Genomic DNA, 16,827 nt, shown 5'->3' with positions numbered 1-16,827 from the left:
CCGCCGGTTGACGGGGAGCAGGGTTCTTTTGCCGGATCGCGCGTGTTGAATGACTGCTCTCGCTTCTTGCTAACCGGCCGATCACGCTGACGCGGAAGGATGTCTAGCATTGAAATTCTGGGACGGGAGTTATAAATTTTTGAAGAGATGGACAATTTATAGTTACGTGGAAGGTTTGCGAAACAGCTGTTCGACCGATAAGAAACCGTTCAGCCGACATGGATAACCGTTGCACGCTTGATTATAATTATCGGGAGGATTCCTTCTATTCGAAGTAGAACTATAAGGTAATCGATCCCTCCTATGCATATTCACGGCAAAAGTTGACAAACTTGTTACACTTGGGCTTTACAGCTTGAAGTTCACAGCTACTCAGGATAAGATAGAAGTTAAGCATTTTTGTATAATAAAGGAGGTCTCTCGATGTTTTTGGCGGCTGAGGCAGCACAAGCAACGAGTAATTTTGACGGTTTTGACATATTTGTTATTTTGTTTACGATTGTCATTGCGATCGGTGTCGTCCGTTTGTTGGCAGCAGCGAAGAAGAATCCTTTTGCTATCGGCTTCGGATTGGTGAGCTTGATCGTATTTCTGATCATGGATGTCGTCATGGTCATGCACTGGGTGGATAAAATATAAACAGGATCGGATTTCCTGTTGAATCGGCAAAAAACCCTTAAACCTGTTGGTTTAAGGGTTTTTTCTATGGCCGGGCCGGGGAGGGATTACACCCACCACATCTCGCCAAGCGGTTCCTTGATCAAAACCTGCTGCAGGTTTTGAACGGCTTTCGTGAAGCCTTCGTCGATCGACATCAGGCCGTCCTCATGCTCGATGCTGACGACATAGTCATAGCCGACCAGACGCAGTGCGCTGATGATGTCGGCCCAAGTCTTCAGATCGTGGCCGAAGCCCACGGTACGGAACTGCCAAGCACGGTCCAGCATCGCCGTGTACGGCTGCATGTCGGTCAAGCCGTGTTTGTTGACGTTCACTGGGTCGATCGTCGTGTCCTTGGCATGGAAGTGATGAATGGCACCGGCACGGCCAAGCACTTGTACGGCTTGAACCGGATCGATGCCCTGCCACCACATATGGCTAGGATCAAGGTTGGCGCCAATCACTTCGCCGGCTGCTTCACGCAGACGCAGCAGGGTCGCCGGAGTATGTACGGAGAAGCCGCCGTGGAGCTCGAGGCCGATTTTTACATTGCGGTCGGAAGCGAATTTACCGGTTTCAGTCCAGTAAGGAATAACTTTATTAGACCACTGCCAGTCCAGAATTTCTTGATAATCGGGCGGCCAAGGGGCTACCGGCCAATTCGGATATTTGGCATCCTCATGGTCGCCAGGGCAGCCGGAGAAGGTATTCACAACAGGAACCTCCAGCTTTTCAGCCAGCTCGATGGTTTTAAGAATAATGTCTTGATGTTCCTTTGAAATCGCTTTTTGTGGATGCAGAGGGTTGGCATGGCAGCTCAGTGCGCTGATAATCAGACCGCGGGATTCTACGGCTTTCTTGAACGCTTTCAGCTTGCTGTCGTCAGCCAGAAGCACCTCCGGATTGCAGTGAGCATTCCCCGGATAGCCGCCTGTTCCAAGCTCTACGGCATCCAAACCTTTGGATGCGATGTAATCCAATGCTTCTTCGAAAGGCTTTTGTCCGAATAATACAGAAAATACGCCTAACTTCATACGACACCTCCGAAAAATGTAGAAAATGTACGCGTGTACGTAAACGCGACTCCACCAAATTATATCATTGTTTTGGGACAACTCAAAGTGCAAGATGAGGACAGGACAAGGATGCGGCGCAAATATTGAAAAAATTTGGGCTTCGACAGTCCCTCTCGACATCGTTCCCATTTCTTTGCAGGACAAAAGAGATACACTAAAGACAGTGCCGCGAAAAAAAATAGAAAGCGAGGGAACGATTCCATTTGCCGGGATTCAAGCGTCGGTAACGTGCGGAAGGTACCTACTTTTTGAAGAGAGGGCGGATCAAATATGTATAGCAAAGATACTCAAATTGTTGAAACCACTACAGGAAAATGGCTTCGTTTCCCCAATCACTTTAAAAAGTCCACATGCTTGGTCGAATTGTCCAATCAAATTTCGCTCAATATCGATAGTAAATCGGGCAGTGTCTTTGTCCATAAGAAGGACGACAACCAGGTGTATCAACCCGTCGGCGAATTGTTCATCTCAGCAAGCAACAACCAAATTCAATGCACGGCCGTTCAAGGCTGGATGCAGGAGCGGGTCGGCAACGTCATCCGAGGCCCGGTTCAGTCGTTGGGGGAAGGGGAAGCGGTAAAAGAATTGGATAAGGGGGAATCAGCGTGAGAATTTGCTTTAACGATAAGGAGATCCCGGTAACTTTTATTTCAAGTGATCATAAATTGATCCCACAGCTGATTCAAACGCTGCGTGCCTCGCAAGGAAGCATGGAACCGGGTGGCGGTTTTGACATACAGGCCTTGGAACGGATCGAGATTGTCGGAATGGAAGCTCATTTATACTCATCGACTCAAGCCACAAAGTGTCTAGCTTTATACGCTTAATTTTTAGGAGCAAGCAAGTTGGCTTTGGAACATAACGATGGTACCTGGGACCGGGAAAGCAGCCTTTCAGGCTTACGCAGCAGCGTAAGGCTCCCAAGTATTGCGAAGCTTATAGAGCCGCTCTAGCCTACCTTCAAGCATTCTGCGTAAGCAGGATGACAGAAGCTCAGGCTCAGAGCGGTCTGCGTTTATGCGCAGTTGGTGCGTTAGATGCACCATAGGGAAATGGGTATACCGTCATCTCGTCTCGCATAATGACCGTGTCCCTGCGATATGGGCTTGTGAAGACGGCCGGTTTCTTATTAGTCTGGCTTTGCACTAAAAAAAGAGAGTCTTTCCTCCCTGACGGAAGAAAGACTCTTTTGGCGATCAAGCCCATGGCCAGTGAAACAGGCCGCGGTAAATTTTAAATACGGTCTCTTCACTGCCGCTGTATACGATGACAGAGAAAGTAACGATGGCTTGGGTCAGCAGACAACGGCTGAAGAAGTAAGCGCGGGATACCTTTTTCTTATTGACGGTCGATTTGCCGAGCAAATTCTCCAGCGCCATGACGATCCCATGGTATAGGCCGTACAGAAAGTAAAGCCAGCTGAAGCCGTGCCATAGGCCGATCAGCACCATGATGAGCACGGACAAGCCCGCCGCGGTCCAGCGGCTTGGCGCCTGTCTGGAGAAGAACATAAAGATATGCTCTCGAAACCAATCCCCTAAGGTAGCGTGCCAATTGCGCCAAAACTGAGTTAACGTAGGCGATTGGAACGGCTTTTTGAAGTTCTCCGGCATATTGTAGCCCATCAGCCTTCCGAAGCCGATGGCAATGTCGGAATAACCGGAGAAGTCGAAGAAGATCAGCGCATAGAACCAGATCATCAGGAAGAGCGACTGGTGCGTATGAAGCTCCTGAGCCTGCATATGGTTGAACAGATCCTGCATCCAGGTGACCAGCACGATCTTCTTGAACATCCCCTTAATAATCCGCTTGACGCTATCCTCAACTTGAGCGGCATTGAGCCGGTACGGCTGCCGCGTATCCGCCATAAAATCTTTGAACTTCAGAATCGGCCCCGACGTGAAGGTAGGTACGAACAAAATAAAATTGGCATAATCGATAGCCTTGGCCTGGGCATCCCTGCCAAAGAAATAGGCGAAATAGTATGCATCGATAACCTTAAGCACGTTATAGATGAGTCCGAGCAGGATGACCGTATCGAACAAGGGATTTTCGAGTATGTTCATTCCGAATAAACGAAGGCAGGAGACGGCCGCGACGTTCAGCACGATCGAAGTAATAAACCAGCCCAGACGCCATTTGGTGACACGGCGAAGAAACAGAAATCCGATATAGTTGACCAGCGTATAGATAAGATAAAAGACAAACAGCTTCTTGCTGAACACCAGCAGGAAACAGAGGTTGAACGCCAGCAGCAGCACCCGCTTGTTGTGCGGCCACCACCGGGTCAAAGCCAGAACGAGAATCATGCCGCTCATGGCCATGACTGCGTTCATATTCAAATACCACATAGCGAAACTCCCTTGTGACAAGATGGCGACAGTCTTTTGGAGAGAAGAGCAGATCGTTTGCAGGACCGATGGTCAGGTTTGCGAATCCGCCGCTAGAATCCCTCGTAGATAAACAGCCCTTTGCCGGTAAAATACACGAGGACCATGATCAGCATCGCCGTATAAATCAAGATTTCTAGGATTTTGCGAGCGATTGGAGCCATGCGTCCACCTCCTTCGTAAATACGGGAGCGCCTCCCTCACGGCTCAAATGGACAAGATCGTGGAAATAGCGTGCATCGTAGGATTGAAGCAAGTTCAGCACCGGTATATGATGTGCGGCCAGACGCCGGTTGACTTCTTCCTGCAGTCCGGGCATATAGCGGGGAAGCGCGTAGCCTTTGTTCCACGGCATCCAGATGACACGCAGCTTTAATTGGTGTTCTTCCGCATAACGGATCATGTAATCGACGGCCTGCAGATTGTCCTTATAGTCCTGCTGCGTCATCCAGCCAAACCGCTTATCGTACTCATCCCACTTCTTCTCCAGCTCGTCAGGCGCAATCTGACCGGGGTAAAGCTCCTTGTCGATCCAACGGGGTACATAAGCGAATAACTCGTCGGGTTTACGGTCCATGACGCCTTTATACAAGCTCTTGACAAATTCGGTGCCGGAATCGCGGAAATAATCGCGGTAAGTATAGACGTAAGGCTGGTACCATGGCTTGAACCATTGATACGTAGGATCTGTCTCCAGGCTGTCGATCATCGTGTGCACGTCTATCCCGACGACAAGCTCCTGCTCTACATGAAAAAGCTGACGGTCCAGAATCGCCTGCAGGTCCGTCAATTTACCGTAGGAGAGCCCCATCTCGATCAACCCGGAACGGGACTGTTCCTCGATATAAGCGCCTGTAACCGCCGAGTTGCCGAAGAAAACAGGACCATGGCCGGTCCATTGATGGTGATAGAGCGTTTTGGTGAAATCGTTCTTGTAAAAGCGCCGCGACGTCACCATGGGATTCCAGTAAGCGATGGCGAGGTCCGAACAAATAAAGACGGCCAGCAGCAGCAGCACGAAGCTGTTGCGGCGCAGCCATGCGAATAGTTTCATAAGGATACCACATCTTATCTTGTTTTCTAGTATTGCTGCTTGGAAAACGAACGGGCATTAAGCGCTCGATCAGGCTTACAGTGATTTTTGCTGCCAGGCATGGTACTGCTCGCGGAAGGCTTGCGGCCAGGCTTGTTCATTCAAGCCGTATTGCGCAAGGAAAGCGAACGCCCAACGCTCAATGCCGAAGCCTACGCAGCCGGTAACGGCTTTGCGTTTGCCCATCTGGATGTTGAAAGCATTGCCGAACGTGTTGCTGTGAAAATTGACCGAGCTGCAGGCGATCGATTTTTTTACGTGCGGGATCGTCAAACGAAGCTCATATTTCATCTCCTGATTACGCTGGAAGGAAGCTTTGACCTGAAAATCGTTGGTGAAAAAAGGATCGTTCGCAATTTCCAGCATGCTGTCCACATTCCATTCCACAGCAAGCTCTTTCAAATACTCAATGGAGCGGAGACGGTTTTCTTTAACAAAATCCGGTTTCCCTACGAAAATAATTTCCCGCATGCTGAAGTCGAGCAGACGCCCGAAATCCGTATGGTTGCGGGATTCGAAGCGATGGCATTTGGAAATGGCGGTCACGATGATGCCGTCGCCTTCCAGTGTCTCGTTCTGCAGACCTTCATAGCAGTGGTAGCAGGTCGAAGGGTTCATCGTGAATTTCGGCTTCGGCATCGCGGCATTTAAGTCCAGCGCGTCCTCCTGCTTCCATCCTCCGGCGTCACGGATCGTCTGGGAGAACGATTCGATGATATCCAGGTTCGTCACGCAAATGCGTCAAGAAATGAATATGCTCGGGAAACGATGTGAAATGGTTCGTTTTGTTCAGCGTGTCGGCATGAATGACAGCCGGATAAGATTCCTCGGTTACCCCTTGGAAACGGCCGGCGATCTTGGTGACGAACGAATAATCGAGAAACCGCATCAGGCTCGAGAAAGGCTCGCGGAAAATAAATAATCCGGGCTCCAGCACCTTGATGATTTTACGGTCGACCAGCTCCGCAATGATATCTCCTTCATAAGGGGTATCTACCTTGTGCTCGAACAAAATGTTCTCTTTAAACCCGAAATCGCCATGGGAAAAACGTTCGATCAGACGGCGCACCTGCGCTTCAATGGCTTCATTGCCCTTCGGAGATTCGTGGACGATGGTAAGCTGCTCATGCTCAAGCCGGATGTCCCGGATATGCTCGTCGATAAAAGCGGCGGCGTACTTAACTTGACCGTGCTGGCTTGAGGCCAGTCCTTCCAGGGAGATGACGCATTCCATAATTCATTACCTCGCAGTCTTTTGTTGGATGAAATCAGCGATTTCACGCACAGTGTTCATTGAATAAAGCATCAGATCCTGGTTGGTCACTTGGATGCCGTATGTTTTCTCGATATGGGCGATCAAGGCCGTGGCGCCGATGGAATCGATATAGCCATAGTCGAACAAATGGACATCAACCGTAAAATCGTCATCGTCCGCTTCGATTTCATACCGGCTGCGGATGTGGTCTTCGAGCTGTTGAAGCAGGTCTTGCATGAGAGTTCCTCCTCGACTTGTCTAAATTTCGTCCTACTAGGGTTCAAAAGGCGAACGGCCAGGAACGGGCCGGTTCATGAATTAGAACCGGATCGTTGCCTTGGCCGATGCGCCGAAGTGGGTAATCGTATACGTTTGTGCAGCTTCATCATGCTTTACCTGAAGCTCGTCGCCCTCAATGGTGAGGGGCTTATCGCTCCACAGCTGAACTTGCTGCATGCCGCCTGCACGAAGCTCCACAGTCCACTGATCCTTTTGCTTCGAGAGCGAGTAAGGGACATTAGACCGGAGAAGGCGCGGACCGGATACAGGGTCGTGAACGGGCGCAAGCTTAAACTGCACGCTCGTAGCTTGCGGAACTCCGAAATAAAGCTTGCTACCTCTCAGATCGTACACGTCCGAGTCCGTTACCGGCAGGCGGTCGGCATAAGCCTGTCCCCGCTCGATAACGAGGCCCAGCGTGCCTTTATACTCGGCGGCCTGGACGGGAACGCCGTCCGTTACCGGCTTGATCTTAATAGACGGCGAGCTGTGCAGGCCGAGTAAGCTTCGGGCCCGGTCGCCACAGGGCGTACAGCCAAGGACGGGACACCTCGACGCGCGTCGTTAAGGCATTAAGCACGGAACGAGAAAGCTGGCTCTCCGTCATGAAATTATAGCTGTTCTGGTTGCGGACCGTATCGAGATATTTGACAAATTCAAGCAGCTCGTTCACCCGTGTCGGGAAATGATACTCGATATGCTCGAAATAATCGATCGGCAAATCATTATCGATATAGGACTGGAACAAGTCCTCCGTAGAGTACTGCGGATCCAGCCTCAGCACCGGAGCCGGCGTTGAGAGCAGCATCGGCGGATCGGCCGGCTTGCCCGTCTTCGGATCCGACATGAGGAACGGCAATCCCCAGTTATACTGGACGCCGAGCCGCGGCTCGTTCGGAATATTGGCCGGGCGGAAGCCGAGGTTGAACCAAATGCCGGTTTCTTTCTCGTTGCGCAGCGTCTGTGTCGGATCGGGATTGTTGATCCGCCATGTATGCTGATTGGTCCCGGGCATATGCCATGGGATGCCCAGCGTGTCGAACGATTTCTGCTGCAGCTCCAGCTCTTCCTTCTCCTGCTGGTCGCTTGTGAAGTTATGCACGAATACATGAGGATACAGCTCCAGGCTGTGATCCTTATTATATTGAATAAATGCCTTTAACTGCTCGGCATAAGGGAATTTCGGGTCATCGACGGTCGTCGGCATGCCGAATTCCAGCTGGCCGACGATCAAGTCGTCTTTGCCGTCATGATTCAGGTCGTACCACAGCGGCACAGAATTGTGTCCGCCGACGAGGGCGTGATTGCCGAGCTGGTTCAGCGTGGCGCCTTCGATGACGCCCGAAGGCTGCCACGATCCGTCGGTCTGCTGCGCATAGACGTGCAGGTCGCCCTCGAGGTTGCCGACCACCAAGTCTGGCAGGCCGTCGCCGTTCACGTCGTGCACCGACGGCGCGGCGAAAGGTGCCGTCAGCTGGAACAGCTGACGGCCCGGATCAAAGGCAGCCTGCGCTCCCGCTGAGCCGGAGCCGGTGCCCGCCGCGCCTGCGGCTGTGCGGCCGGGGTAGAGCGTCACCGCGCCTGCGGCGTCCCCGACGATCAAGTCGGGAATGCCGTCGCCGGTGACGTCGCCCACGGCCGGGGCAATCGGCGCAGCCCCGGCAATGGCCTTGCCGCCAGCCGTCAGCGGGGCGGGCGGATCGAACGAGCCGCCGGCTGCGCCGTAGGCAACGGCCAGCGTGCCGTCCGAGCGGCCGAGAAGCAGATCCGGCCGCCCGTCGCCATTGAGATCGTACGCAGCGACGCTGGCGTACGCATCGGTTTTCAGCGGCTGTCCGTTCGTCAGCCGCACCGCTTCGCGCTTGCCGAAGGCGTCCGGCGCCGGTCCGGGAAGCTGCTGCCCGGCATAAGCGCCCTGCTGGGCCCCGAGGCTCAGGTAGGCCGAGACCGTGCCGTCGGCGGAGCCGGCGATTAGGTCGGCATGGCCGTCGCCGTTCAGGTCGGCGAGCGCCGGATAAGCCCGGTAAGGCAGCTGGATCGGATCGCCGAGCGACCGGTAATCGGGATAATTGGCCAGCTGGACCGGCTTCCCGTCACTGATCAGCCGCGTGCCGCTCGAGTAAAACGAGTTCGGCGATTCTCCGGCGAAGGCGGGCTTGTCTTTATCGCCGATATTCAAATGAACGGCTACGGACTCCTGCCACAGTCCCCAGTGAAAAGAGGAGCGGACAAGGGAGAACGACGGCACCTGGTTGTATTTTTTCAGCAGCTCCGCCCACTGGATGCCTTCCCCGTCCCGGATCGCTTCAATCGCCTCAAAATGATTCTGATGCGACATCGCCGGCCGGCCGTAAGGGCCGAGTACCTTTTTCACAGTGTAGCCGAGCCGCTCCTTCGAGACGAACGAGACGTATTCGCTTTGAAATAGCGCGCTTGCCGCCGCAAAGGTAAAGTGATAGTAAGGCGCTAAAGGCAGCTGGTTGCGGTCATAGTACAACGCGCCGGGCACCGGCTTCTTGGCGCTGTTCGTCTGCTCAGCCAGCTGCTGGAAGCCAAGGGACGGGTTCATGCCGCTGTTCAGATCATAGCCGGTGAGGTAAAACCGGTTCGGCAGCAGCGCGCTGCTGACAAACACCGTGCCCTTCTCGTAACGGTTCAGCGCGTAAAGCGCCGTTCCGTTCCAGGTGACCAGCGGCTCTGCCGTGGATGGGATCAGCCCCTGGCCCCAAGCGAACTTGGACAGGTCAGCGAAGCCGTCATGGTTAATGTAATTATCCATATACTGACGGAACAGCTGCTGCATCCCCTGCAGATTAAGCTCTACCTCCGGGTAAGCGAAGCGCGGGTCGGCGGTAGCCGCCGTTTTGCCTGTGCTTGCAGCCATAGCCGGCGGCGGAGTTATCTGCACGAGCTGCTTGGCCCCGATAAAGGCCGGGGGAAAGTCCCCGGCCAATTCATTTTCAAGGAACAGATGCCCGCCCTGGGCCACATAGCTTTGCAGCAGCCCGAGCTGCGCATCCGACATGGCGTTATGCAGAGAAGCATCCAAGTAAACGGAATCGTAAGCCTTCAGCTGACGAAGCGTCAGCTTATCCAGGTGGTTCCGTTCGAGCTGTAAATTAGCGACAAGCGATTGCTGAAGATGGCTGTACGCCGCGGGATCGAAGCTGTCATCCTTGGTCACATACAGCATGCGGACCGAGAGCTCCTTATTCCACAGGGCAAGAACCAGCACCGCAGCAATCAGCAGCGTACCGAGTACGGCACCTGCAATTCGAATTCGGGTCGTAAATAACTTCAATAAAATCCCTCAATTATGACTCGGTTGAACTACCCTGCCATTATAGCATGGAATCGCGGTCTTTGTTAACTTTTGTCGAGGCCGGTCGGGCCTGCGGAAAGCGGCGGCAGGGAACGGCGGGGTGTATTGGCGAACTGTCGGGAAGGGTGCGTAGGGAGAATGTATCCATGGTGAAGGAGGAGAGAGAAGCGGGATACATTGAATTTGACTGGGAGGGAGGGCCGGAATTGAAGGATGGCTATTGTTTGAGCGGACGATATGTAACGCAGCAGGTAAGAGATTGCACACATAATGGAAGGGGCTGAGCGTGAGCGTGTGTTCCATTGCCCTGTCATGCCATGTACCGCAATTGCCTGGGTATACTCTGATTTGATGGAAATGATGCTGCAGCCTTTGTTCCGTTCTTCTGTACACCGGCATCGCGCGAACTTATCTATAAACTTATCGTTTGGTGCGGGAGCCATTTGTGTATAATCGATGCAATGCTAAGAGAAGCCATTCGCCTCAAGTCAAGCGTTTCTATCGGGCGTGCTGGCTTTCTATGTATTTTTCTACCCTGCCATTTGCTGGTTTCGTTAGCTTTGACAGGCGGTTATCTGTTACACTAGGAAGATCGGGCTTGTTCAAATCTATCGGGATGAAGCGGATTAGAATGCATCCTAGTTTGCCTATACTGATAGATAATATAGATAGCATTCGGAGGAATTATAAGCATGAGAAAGCTGCAAAAATCAGATATCGAGCTGCTGGCGCCGGCCGGCGATTGGGATTGTCTTCGGGCGGCTGTGGCGAACGGGGCGGACGCCGTATTTTTTGGCGTAGAGAAGTTTAATGCAAGGGCGAGAGCCAACAACTTTTTGATGGATGAGCTGCCGGACATTATGTCGTTTCTTCATCTATATGGGGTGAAGGGGTTCCTGACGTTCAACATTCTGGTGTTCGAGAACGAGCTGAACGACGCGAAGCAGCTGATCGAAGCCTGTATCAAGGCAGGAGTCGACGCGGTCATCGTACAGGATCTGGGTCTGGTCAAAATGATCCGGGCCTGTCGCCCGACTTCCCGATTCACGGTTCGACGCAGATGACGATAACGTCGCCGGAAGCGGTCGAATTTACCAAGCCGTTTGACATAGAACGTGTCGTACTCGGCCGTGAGAACAATTTAAAGCAGATCAAGCAGATCGGAGATCAGGCGAAGCTGCCGATGGAAGTATTCGTGCACGGCGCTCTGTGCGTCTCTTATTCCGGACAGTGCCTGACCTCGGAGATGTGGGGCGGACGTTCGGCGAACCGCGGGGAATGCGCGCAGGCGTGCCGGCTGCCGTACGATTTGATGGTCGATGGCGAGCAAAAGCCGATGGGCGATATCGCTTATTTGTTGTCGCCGAAGGATTTGGCTGCGCTGGAGCTCGTTCCCGAGCTGATTGAAGCGGGCGTGACCTCGTTCAAGATCGAGGGCCGTTTGAAGAGCCCTGAATACGTGGCTAACGTAGTCAGCAAATACCGGAAGGCGATCGACCGGTATTTTGAAACCGGTGAAGCGAAGCCTACGAAGGAAGAGCTGCGCGAGCTGGAGCAGAGCTTCTCCCGCGGGTTTACGTACGGATTTCTAAAAGGCACGAACAACAAGAAGCTGGTCGAAGGCACGTATCCGAAAAGCCGCGGCGTCTACCTGGGCCGCGTGAAGCAGATTTTGCGCGACGGCGTTCTCTGCGAGCTGGAAGCGCCGCTGAAGCGCGGGGACGGCATCTGCTTCGATGCCGGCGATCCTACGCGCAAGGAAGAAGGCGGCCGCGTGTACGATATCCGCCGCAAGGGCGTGAAGGTTGAAGGCGAGGCTCCCGGCGGGCTGATTGAGATTGTGCCGGGCCGTAACGACGTGAACCTGAATCGTCTGCATGTCGGAGACCGCATCTGGAAGACGAACGATCCGCATCTTGACAAACGCTTGCGTCAAACGTTCGAAACCGACAAGCCTTACCGCACGTTCCCGGTTGCCGTCCGGGTAACCGGCACGCTGGGCGAGCCGCTGAAAAGCTGGTGAACCGACCTGCAGACAGGACACACCGTATCGGTTGAATCGGAGCTGGCGCTGGTGCAGGCCGAGAAGCGCCCGATGGATGCGGCGCTGTTCGAAGAGCAGTTCGGACGTCTGGGCGGCACCATTTTTGAGCTGGCAGCGGAGCAGCTGGAAGTGCAGCTGAACGGCGCGCTGATCGTGCCGATGCGCGAGCTGAACGGCATGCGCCGCCGCGCGGTGGAGCAGCTGGAGGCGGCAAGGCAGCAGCCGAGAGCGTACATCCATCGCAGCGTAGACACGCTGGCGGATGCGCCGCTGAAGCCGGCGGCCACACCGGCGCCGCGGCTGACGGCGCTGTGCCGTACGCTGGAGCAGGTGAAAGCGGCGGTAGAGACGAACGTGGAGATGATCTACGCCGACTTCGAGTTCATCAAGCAGTTTCCGGCGGCGATCGAGGCTGCGCGTTCGGCAGGGAAGCGCATCGCCTTGGCGACCCCGAGAATTCATATGCCGGGCGAAACCGGCTATTTCAAGAACATTACTAACCTGCAGCCGGATGCCGTATTGGTGCGCAATACCGGCGCCGTTTACTACTATATGAAGCAGCGGCAGGAGCGTCCGCAAGACCAGCACCCTGAGCTGATCGGAGACTTCTCGCTGAACGTGGCCAACCATAAAACGGCGGCGCTGTTTCTGGAAGCGGGCCTGGACAAAGTGACCCCTTCGTATGACCTGAACATTCAGCAAATGGTAGACCTGCTGGAGGTTGCGGAGACTTCGAAGCTGGAAGTCGTAATTCATCAGCATATGCCGATGTTCCATACGGAGCACTGCGTTTACTGCACGTTCCTTAGCGAAGGCACGGATTACACGAACTGCGGCCGCCCTTGCGAGGATCACCGCGTTTCGCTGCAGGACCGCGTCGGTATGTCCCATCCGGTGCGCGTCGATGAAGGCTGCCGCAATACGGTTTATAACGCTATTGAGCAGTCGGGTGCGGAATATGTGCGTAACTTCCTCGAGCTTGGCGTTTCTGCGTTCCGCGTAGAGTTTCTGGAGGAATCGGCCGACAAGGTGCGCGAAGTCATTGAGCTGTACGAGCGCGCCCTGCAGGGGGAAATCAGCGGTACGCAGGTATGGAAAACATTGAAGGCAACGAATCAATTGGGTGTAACCCGTGGTCAATTAATTAAATAAATTAGGCAGATGCTTCCAAGCGGGCGGCCGGTGCGGCAGGAGAGATCCTTTTGCTGCATCGAGCCGCTTTTTTTCTGGGAAAAATCTTGAATGCATGGGTTATTTGGCAATCGTTTCTGCAAGTATGAAGGAACGGATCTTTTCAAAAAATAAGTCAATCACCTCAAATTTTCTTGAAAAATTTTACATGGACAATGTTGAAAAAATAAGATACGATACTGCCTGTTTCCGTTTCCAAAAACAAAACATCATGGGGTTCCAACATAAGAACAGTAAGGAGAAAATCATGCAGAATCAGACATCAGGAAAATCATCCGATCAGGGTGGCTCCGCTACGGAACGGTTTAGCTCGTCCGGATTTATTTTGACTGCCATCGGAAGCGCCGTAGGCTTAGGCAACATGTGGAAGTTCCCGTATATTACAGGGAAATATGGCGGGGCGGCATTTTTTCTTTTATTCATTATTTGTCTGCTTGTCGTAGGCTTGCCTGTACTGCTGGCAGAATTGGCCATCGGCCGCGGAGGCCGGGGGAATGCTTCCACTTCATTTATTCGTCTCTCCAAATCGAAGTATTGGGGGGGCTTCGGGTTCCTTTCTATTTTTGGAGCGTTTATGATTTTGTCCTTTTATTCGGTTGTAGCCGGATGGACGATTCACTACGCGATCATTTCTTTCTCTAACGTTTTATTTCAGGATGCCGACTATACCCATCGGTTCACTTCTTTTGCCGCGAGCGGGATGCCGGTGCTGTGGCAGGTAGCGGTTATGGCGATTACGGGAGCGGTTGTTGCCAAAGGGGTTTCCGGGGGCATCGAAAAGTTCAATAAAATATTGATCCCGGGTATGCTGGTTCTGCTGATTGTTCTCATCGTTCGCTCCGTCACACTCCCGGGCGCTATGGCCGGGGTGGAGTTTTTCCTGAAGCCGGACTTTTCCAAGCTGACAACCGAATCGGTACTGGTTGCCTTGGGGCACGCATTTTTCTCGCTTTCGCTTGGCATGGGGACGATGCTTACATACGGCAGCTATGTAGAGCGCAGACAATCGCTTGGACAAGCGGCCGCGGCTGTAGGAGCAGGCGACCTGCTGTACGCGCTGATCGCCGGACTGATTATTTTCCCAACTTCTTTTGCGTTTGGCATCGAGCCTTCCCAGGGAGCGGGACTCGTGTTTATGGCGCTTCCGGCAGCCTTTTCCGCCATGCCTTTGGGTGGCGTGTTTGGCGGTTTGTTTTTTATTTTGCTGGCTATAGCCGCATTGACCTCAACGGTATCGCTGCTGGAGGTTCCAGTCGCTTATGCGATGGATAAATGGCGCCTAAGCCGAAATAAAGCGGCGCTGTGGACAACCGTGCTATGCTGCATTGTGGGTGTTCCTTCCGCTCTATCGGTCGGCGGAGCATTCAGCGGATTTACGATCGCAGGCAAATCTTTTTTTGATTTCGTCGATTTCGTCGCTTCCAATATCATACTCCCTGTGGGCGGATTGATCGTTACCATCTTTACAGGCTATGTCTGGAAGAAGGCCGGGGAAGAAGCTGGCTTGACGAACGGAATGTTCAAGCTGTGGATGTTTGTTATCCGCTATATTGCGCCGGTATTGGTCATTTTGATTTTCTTATATTCCTCCGGTATTATCAGCGGAGGAGAATATGGCAAATAAGCCGCAGCAGCCTGAAGGGGAAGTCTCCCTTCCGGCTTTTTTTGTTAGAGCGGAATGGATGACCTGGGGGAACTTCATAGGCAGCCGCCTTTTTATCGCTAAACGCTTGTTAGTGGTTAAAGAGAGAGAAGGGGCTTGATAATCCATTAATACCTAGATATACTATGTATAGATAATCTAGGTATGGTTTCATACAATTACTTCTTCAAAGGCGGCGATGAAGCTTGCAGGTAAAGAAGGAACTGCTCAAAGGAAGCACGGGAACGCTTATTCTCACCTTACTGGATCGGCAGGATTTGTACGGCTATGAGCTAATCAAGGAATTGGAGCGCAGCTCGGACGGTACGTTCGTGCTAAAGGAAGGCACGCTGTACCCTATTCTTCATGCCATGGAGGCAGAACGATGGGTAGAAGCATATTGGTCGGAAGCCGAGGGCCGCAAGAGAAAATATTACAAGCTTACGGATAGCGGCAGACGCCAGCTTCAAGAGAAGAAACGGGAATGGCGGCTGTTCCGCAACGCCGTCGACCGGGTGCTGGGGGAGGGGAACGCGTGATGGATAAGCATCCTTTGATTCAACAGTATTTATCCTCGGTCTGCATGCAGATAAGAGCCAGAGAACTGCATAAGGAGATCAGGCAGGAGATGGCGGTTCATCTCGAAGAGCTTGTCGGCTGCAAGCGGGAAGAAGGGGCGGATGAAGAGACCGCCGTACGCTGGGCGCTGGAACAAATGGGCGATCCCGAGACGGTCGGAGCCGGGTTGAACCGGGTCCATAAGCCTCGAATAGCCTGGGGGCTGATTGGAGGCTTGGCTGCATTATTAATCATTTCACTGGTGGCCATGTATGCGGTAGGTCTGAGCTATGCGGCAGTGCCGAACGGTCCCTTCAACGGATATCATTTTCTGCAGAATAAAATGGTATTTACCTTTCTTGGCCTTGGGGTAGCTGCTGTCCTGGTGTTTTTCGATTACCGCAAGCTGCGGGCTTATTCGCTGATGATCTATACAGGAGCGGTTCTGGTAACTTTCCTCACAATGGCTTATGGTCACCAAGTTAATGGGGTGCGGGGATATTTATACATAGCGGGCTTTGGGATGGACTGGACGACCGTGAGCGTCTTCGTGTTTATTCTGTGTGCGGCAGGAATGATGCTTGATAAGGAAAAGAGTTTAAAAGCATGGTGTGTGCAGCAGCTTCTATTTGTCGCGGTGCCTGCCGGTTTATACTTGGGCGCCAACTCTTTTTCCTCTTTATTTTTATATACCTCCGCTTATTTGATCTTGTCCTATTATATTCGGAGAAGCTGGAAGGAGCTCATTCCCGTCGTTTCCTCCGGGGCTTTGTTTTTTTTGAACTTTCTCTTCTCCAAGGACTATGCTATGGAGCGGCTTACTGCTTTTCTGGACCGCGGGAGCGACCCGCTCGGCGCAGGATATATGTACATCCGGGTGGATGAAGCCGTTCGCTCCGCAGGCTGGTGGGGGCATGGATTTGCCGCGGTCAATACCCGGCTGCCGATGATCCATACCGACACGCTGTTTACGTATCTCATTTACAGCTTGGGCTGGCTGGCCGGCGGTGCGATTGTTTTATGTATCGTTCTGCTCCTGGTACAGATGGTCAGTATTGTCCTGGAAGTGAAGGATCCTTACGGAAAAGGGCTTGTTGCCGGCCTGGCGGCTCTGTTCGCCGTCCAATTTGTCTGGTCTATCGGTATGTCCGTCGGCATGCTTCCTATTATGGGTATCAGTCTTCCGCTTATCGGCTATGGCGGCAGTCAGCTGCTCATTCATATGGCTGCGTTGGGATTGATGCTGAGCGTGTACAGGCGCAAGGATATGATCCGGGTTCCGGCACGCAGATAATCCCGTTTGGCAGAGCATGTACA

16 protein-coding genes and 1 pseudogene are annotated in these 16,827 nt (G+C 53.0%); 8 read left to right on the top strand and 9 right to left on the bottom strand.

Annotation, left to right across the window (positions count from 1 at the left end; genetic code table 11):
* Positions 1-423: 423 nt before the first annotated feature.
* Complete coding sequence (locus tag ACHHV8_RS35865; RefSeq protein WP_395164199.1) at positions 424-639, top strand: hypothetical protein; 216 nt, start codon at positions 424-426, stop codon at positions 637-639.
* 86 nt (positions 640-725) lie between these two features.
* Here the strand turns inward: ACHHV8_RS35865 and ACHHV8_RS35860 are convergent, their stop codons facing one another.
* Entirely contained in the window at positions 726-1,694 is a 969-nt protein-coding gene (locus ACHHV8_RS35860; RefSeq protein WP_395164198.1) for a sugar phosphate isomerase/epimerase family protein, read from the bottom strand.
* Positions 1,695-2,006: 312 nt separating this feature from the next.
* On the opposite strand from ACHHV8_RS35860, the gene ACHHV8_RS35855 reads away from it, so the two are divergent.
* Positions 2,007-2,345, top strand: a complete 339-nt coding sequence (locus ACHHV8_RS35855; protein ID WP_395164197.1) for a hypothetical protein — start codon at positions 2,007-2,009, stop codon at positions 2,343-2,345.
* 41 nt (positions 2,346-2,386) lie between these two features.
* Here the strand turns inward: ACHHV8_RS35855 and ACHHV8_RS35850 are convergent, their stop codons facing one another.
* From ACHHV8_RS35850 to ACHHV8_RS35815, 8 genes are all read right to left on the bottom strand, one after another.
* Positions 2,387-2,515 carry a hypothetical protein gene (locus ACHHV8_RS35850; protein WP_395164196.1) on the bottom strand — a complete coding sequence of 43 codons (129 nt, stop codon included), beginning with the start codon at positions 2,513-2,515 and terminating at the stop codon, positions 2,387-2,389.
* Between the two features lie 417 nt (positions 2,516-2,932).
* Positions 2,933-4,087 carry an MBOAT family O-acyltransferase gene (locus tag ACHHV8_RS35845; RefSeq protein WP_395164195.1) on the bottom strand — a complete coding sequence of 385 codons (1,155 nt, stop codon included), beginning with the start codon at positions 4,085-4,087 and terminating at the stop codon, positions 2,933-2,935.
* A gap of 175 nt (positions 4,088-4,262) precedes the next feature.
* Positions 4,263-5,180, bottom strand: a complete 918-nt coding sequence (locus ACHHV8_RS35840; RefSeq protein WP_395164194.1) for a hypothetical protein — start codon at positions 5,178-5,180, stop codon at positions 4,263-4,265.
* A gap of 75 nt (positions 5,181-5,255) precedes the next feature.
* A complete protein-coding gene (locus ACHHV8_RS35835) occupies positions 5,256-5,951 on the bottom strand; it encodes a class-II aminoacyl-tRNA synthetase family protein (protein ID WP_395164193.1) in 696 nt (231 codons plus the stop codon).
* Positions 5,905-6,453, bottom strand: a complete 549-nt coding sequence (locus tag ACHHV8_RS35830) for a hypothetical protein (protein WP_395164192.1) — start codon at positions 6,451-6,453, stop codon at positions 5,905-5,907. The genes ACHHV8_RS35835 and ACHHV8_RS35830 overlap by 47 nt, the downstream gene beginning before the upstream one ends.
* 6 nt (positions 6,454-6,459) lie before the next feature.
* Positions 6,460-6,711: an acyl carrier protein gene (locus ACHHV8_RS35825; protein ID WP_395164191.1), complete on the bottom strand. Its 252-nt coding sequence runs from the start codon at positions 6,709-6,711 to the stop codon at positions 6,460-6,462.
* Positions 6,712-6,792: 81 nt separating this feature from the next.
* Entirely contained in the window at positions 6,793-7,053 is a 261-nt protein-coding gene (locus tag ACHHV8_RS35820; RefSeq protein WP_395164190.1) for a hypothetical protein, read from the bottom strand.
* 172 nt (positions 7,054-7,225) lie between these two features.
* Positions 7,226-10,054, bottom strand: coding sequence for an FG-GAP repeat domain-containing protein (locus tag ACHHV8_RS35815; protein WP_395164189.1), 2,829 nt, complete (start codon positions 10,052-10,054; stop codon positions 7,226-7,228).
* Between the two features lie 713 nt (positions 10,055-10,767).
* Between ACHHV8_RS35815 and ACHHV8_RS36890 the strand changes: the two are divergent.
* The 6 genes and pseudogenes from ACHHV8_RS36890 to ACHHV8_RS35790 all read left to right on the top strand — a co-directional run.
* Positions 10,768-12,275 (top strand): annotated as a pseudogene (locus tag ACHHV8_RS36890) (peptidase U32 family protein); the annotation flags it as partial.
* Between the two features lie 3 nt (positions 12,276-12,278).
* Positions 12,279-13,271 (top strand): U32 family peptidase, encoded by a 993-nt coding sequence (locus tag ACHHV8_RS36885; RefSeq protein WP_483874905.1) that lies wholly within the window; start codon positions 12,279-12,281, stop codon positions 13,269-13,271.
* 286 nt (positions 13,272-13,557) lie between these two features.
* Positions 13,558-14,934, top strand: coding sequence for a sodium-dependent transporter (locus ACHHV8_RS35805; protein ID WP_395164188.1), 1,377 nt, complete (start codon positions 13,558-13,560; stop codon positions 14,932-14,934).
* Positions 14,924-15,073 carry a hypothetical protein gene (locus tag ACHHV8_RS35800; protein WP_395164187.1) on the top strand — a complete coding sequence of 50 codons (150 nt, stop codon included), beginning with the start codon at positions 14,924-14,926 and terminating at the stop codon, positions 15,071-15,073. The genes ACHHV8_RS35805 and ACHHV8_RS35800 overlap by 11 nt, the downstream gene beginning before the upstream one ends.
* An 85-nt stretch (positions 15,074-15,158) precedes the next feature.
* Positions 15,159-15,491, top strand: a complete 333-nt coding sequence (locus tag ACHHV8_RS35795) for a PadR family transcriptional regulator (protein WP_395164186.1) — start codon at positions 15,159-15,161, stop codon at positions 15,489-15,491.
* Complete coding sequence (locus tag ACHHV8_RS35790) at positions 15,491-16,804, top strand: FtsW/RodA/SpoVE family cell cycle protein (RefSeq protein ID WP_395164317.1); 1,314 nt, start codon at positions 15,491-15,493, stop codon at positions 16,802-16,804. The genes ACHHV8_RS35795 and ACHHV8_RS35790 overlap by 1 nt, the downstream gene beginning before the upstream one ends.
* Positions 16,805-16,827 lie beyond the last annotated feature (23 nt).

The organism is Paenibacillus sp. TAB_01 (assembly GCF_043945595.1).
GTDB lineage: Bacteria > Bacillota > Bacilli > Paenibacillales > NBRC-103111 > Paenibacillus_S.
Note: the sequence above shows the minus strand (reverse complement) of the source record. Positions and strands in the feature narration are given on the sequence as shown.

Bases quoted from the DNA above. Each gene is read 5' to 3' on its own strand.
- ACHHV8_RS35865 (WP_395164199.1), top strand. From the start codon at position 424: ATGTTTTTGGCGGCTGAGGCAGCACAAGCAACGAGTAATTTTGACGGT.
- ACHHV8_RS35860 (WP_395164198.1), bottom strand. From the start codon at position 1,694: ATGAAGTTAGGCGTATTTTCTGTATTATTCGGACAAAAGCCTTTCGAA.
- ACHHV8_RS35855 (WP_395164197.1), top strand. From the start codon at position 2,007: ATGTATAGCAAAGATACTCAAATTGTTGAAACCACTACAGGAAAATGG.
- ACHHV8_RS35850 (WP_395164196.1), bottom strand. From the start codon at position 2,515: ATGAGCTTCCATTCCGACAATCTCGATCCGTTCCAAGGCCTGTATGTC.
- ACHHV8_RS35845 (WP_395164195.1), bottom strand. From the start codon at position 4,087: ATGTGGTATTTGAATATGAACGCAGTCATGGCCATGAGCGGCATGATT.
- ACHHV8_RS35840 (WP_395164194.1), bottom strand. From the start codon at position 5,180: ATGAAACTATTCGCATGGCTGCGCCGCAACAGCTTCGTGCTGCTGCTG.
- ACHHV8_RS35830 (WP_395164192.1), bottom strand. From the start codon at position 6,453: ATGGAATGCGTCATCTCCCTGGAAGGACTGGCCTCAAGCCAGCACGGT.
- ACHHV8_RS35825 (WP_395164191.1), bottom strand. From the start codon at position 6,711: ATGCAAGACCTGCTTCAACAGCTCGAAGACCACATCCGCAGCCGGTAT.
- ACHHV8_RS36885 (WP_483874905.1), top strand. From the start codon at position 12,279: ATGCGCGAGCTGAACGGCATGCGCCGCCGCGCGGTGGAGCAGCTGGAG.
- ACHHV8_RS35805 (WP_395164188.1), top strand. From the start codon at position 13,558: ATGCAGAATCAGACATCAGGAAAATCATCCGATCAGGGTGGCTCCGCT.
- ACHHV8_RS35800 (WP_395164187.1), top strand. From the start codon at position 14,924: ATGGCAAATAAGCCGCAGCAGCCTGAAGGGGAAGTCTCCCTTCCGGCT.
- ACHHV8_RS35790 (WP_395164317.1), top strand. From the start codon at position 15,491: ATGGATAAGCATCCTTTGATTCAACAGTATTTATCCTCGGTCTGCATG.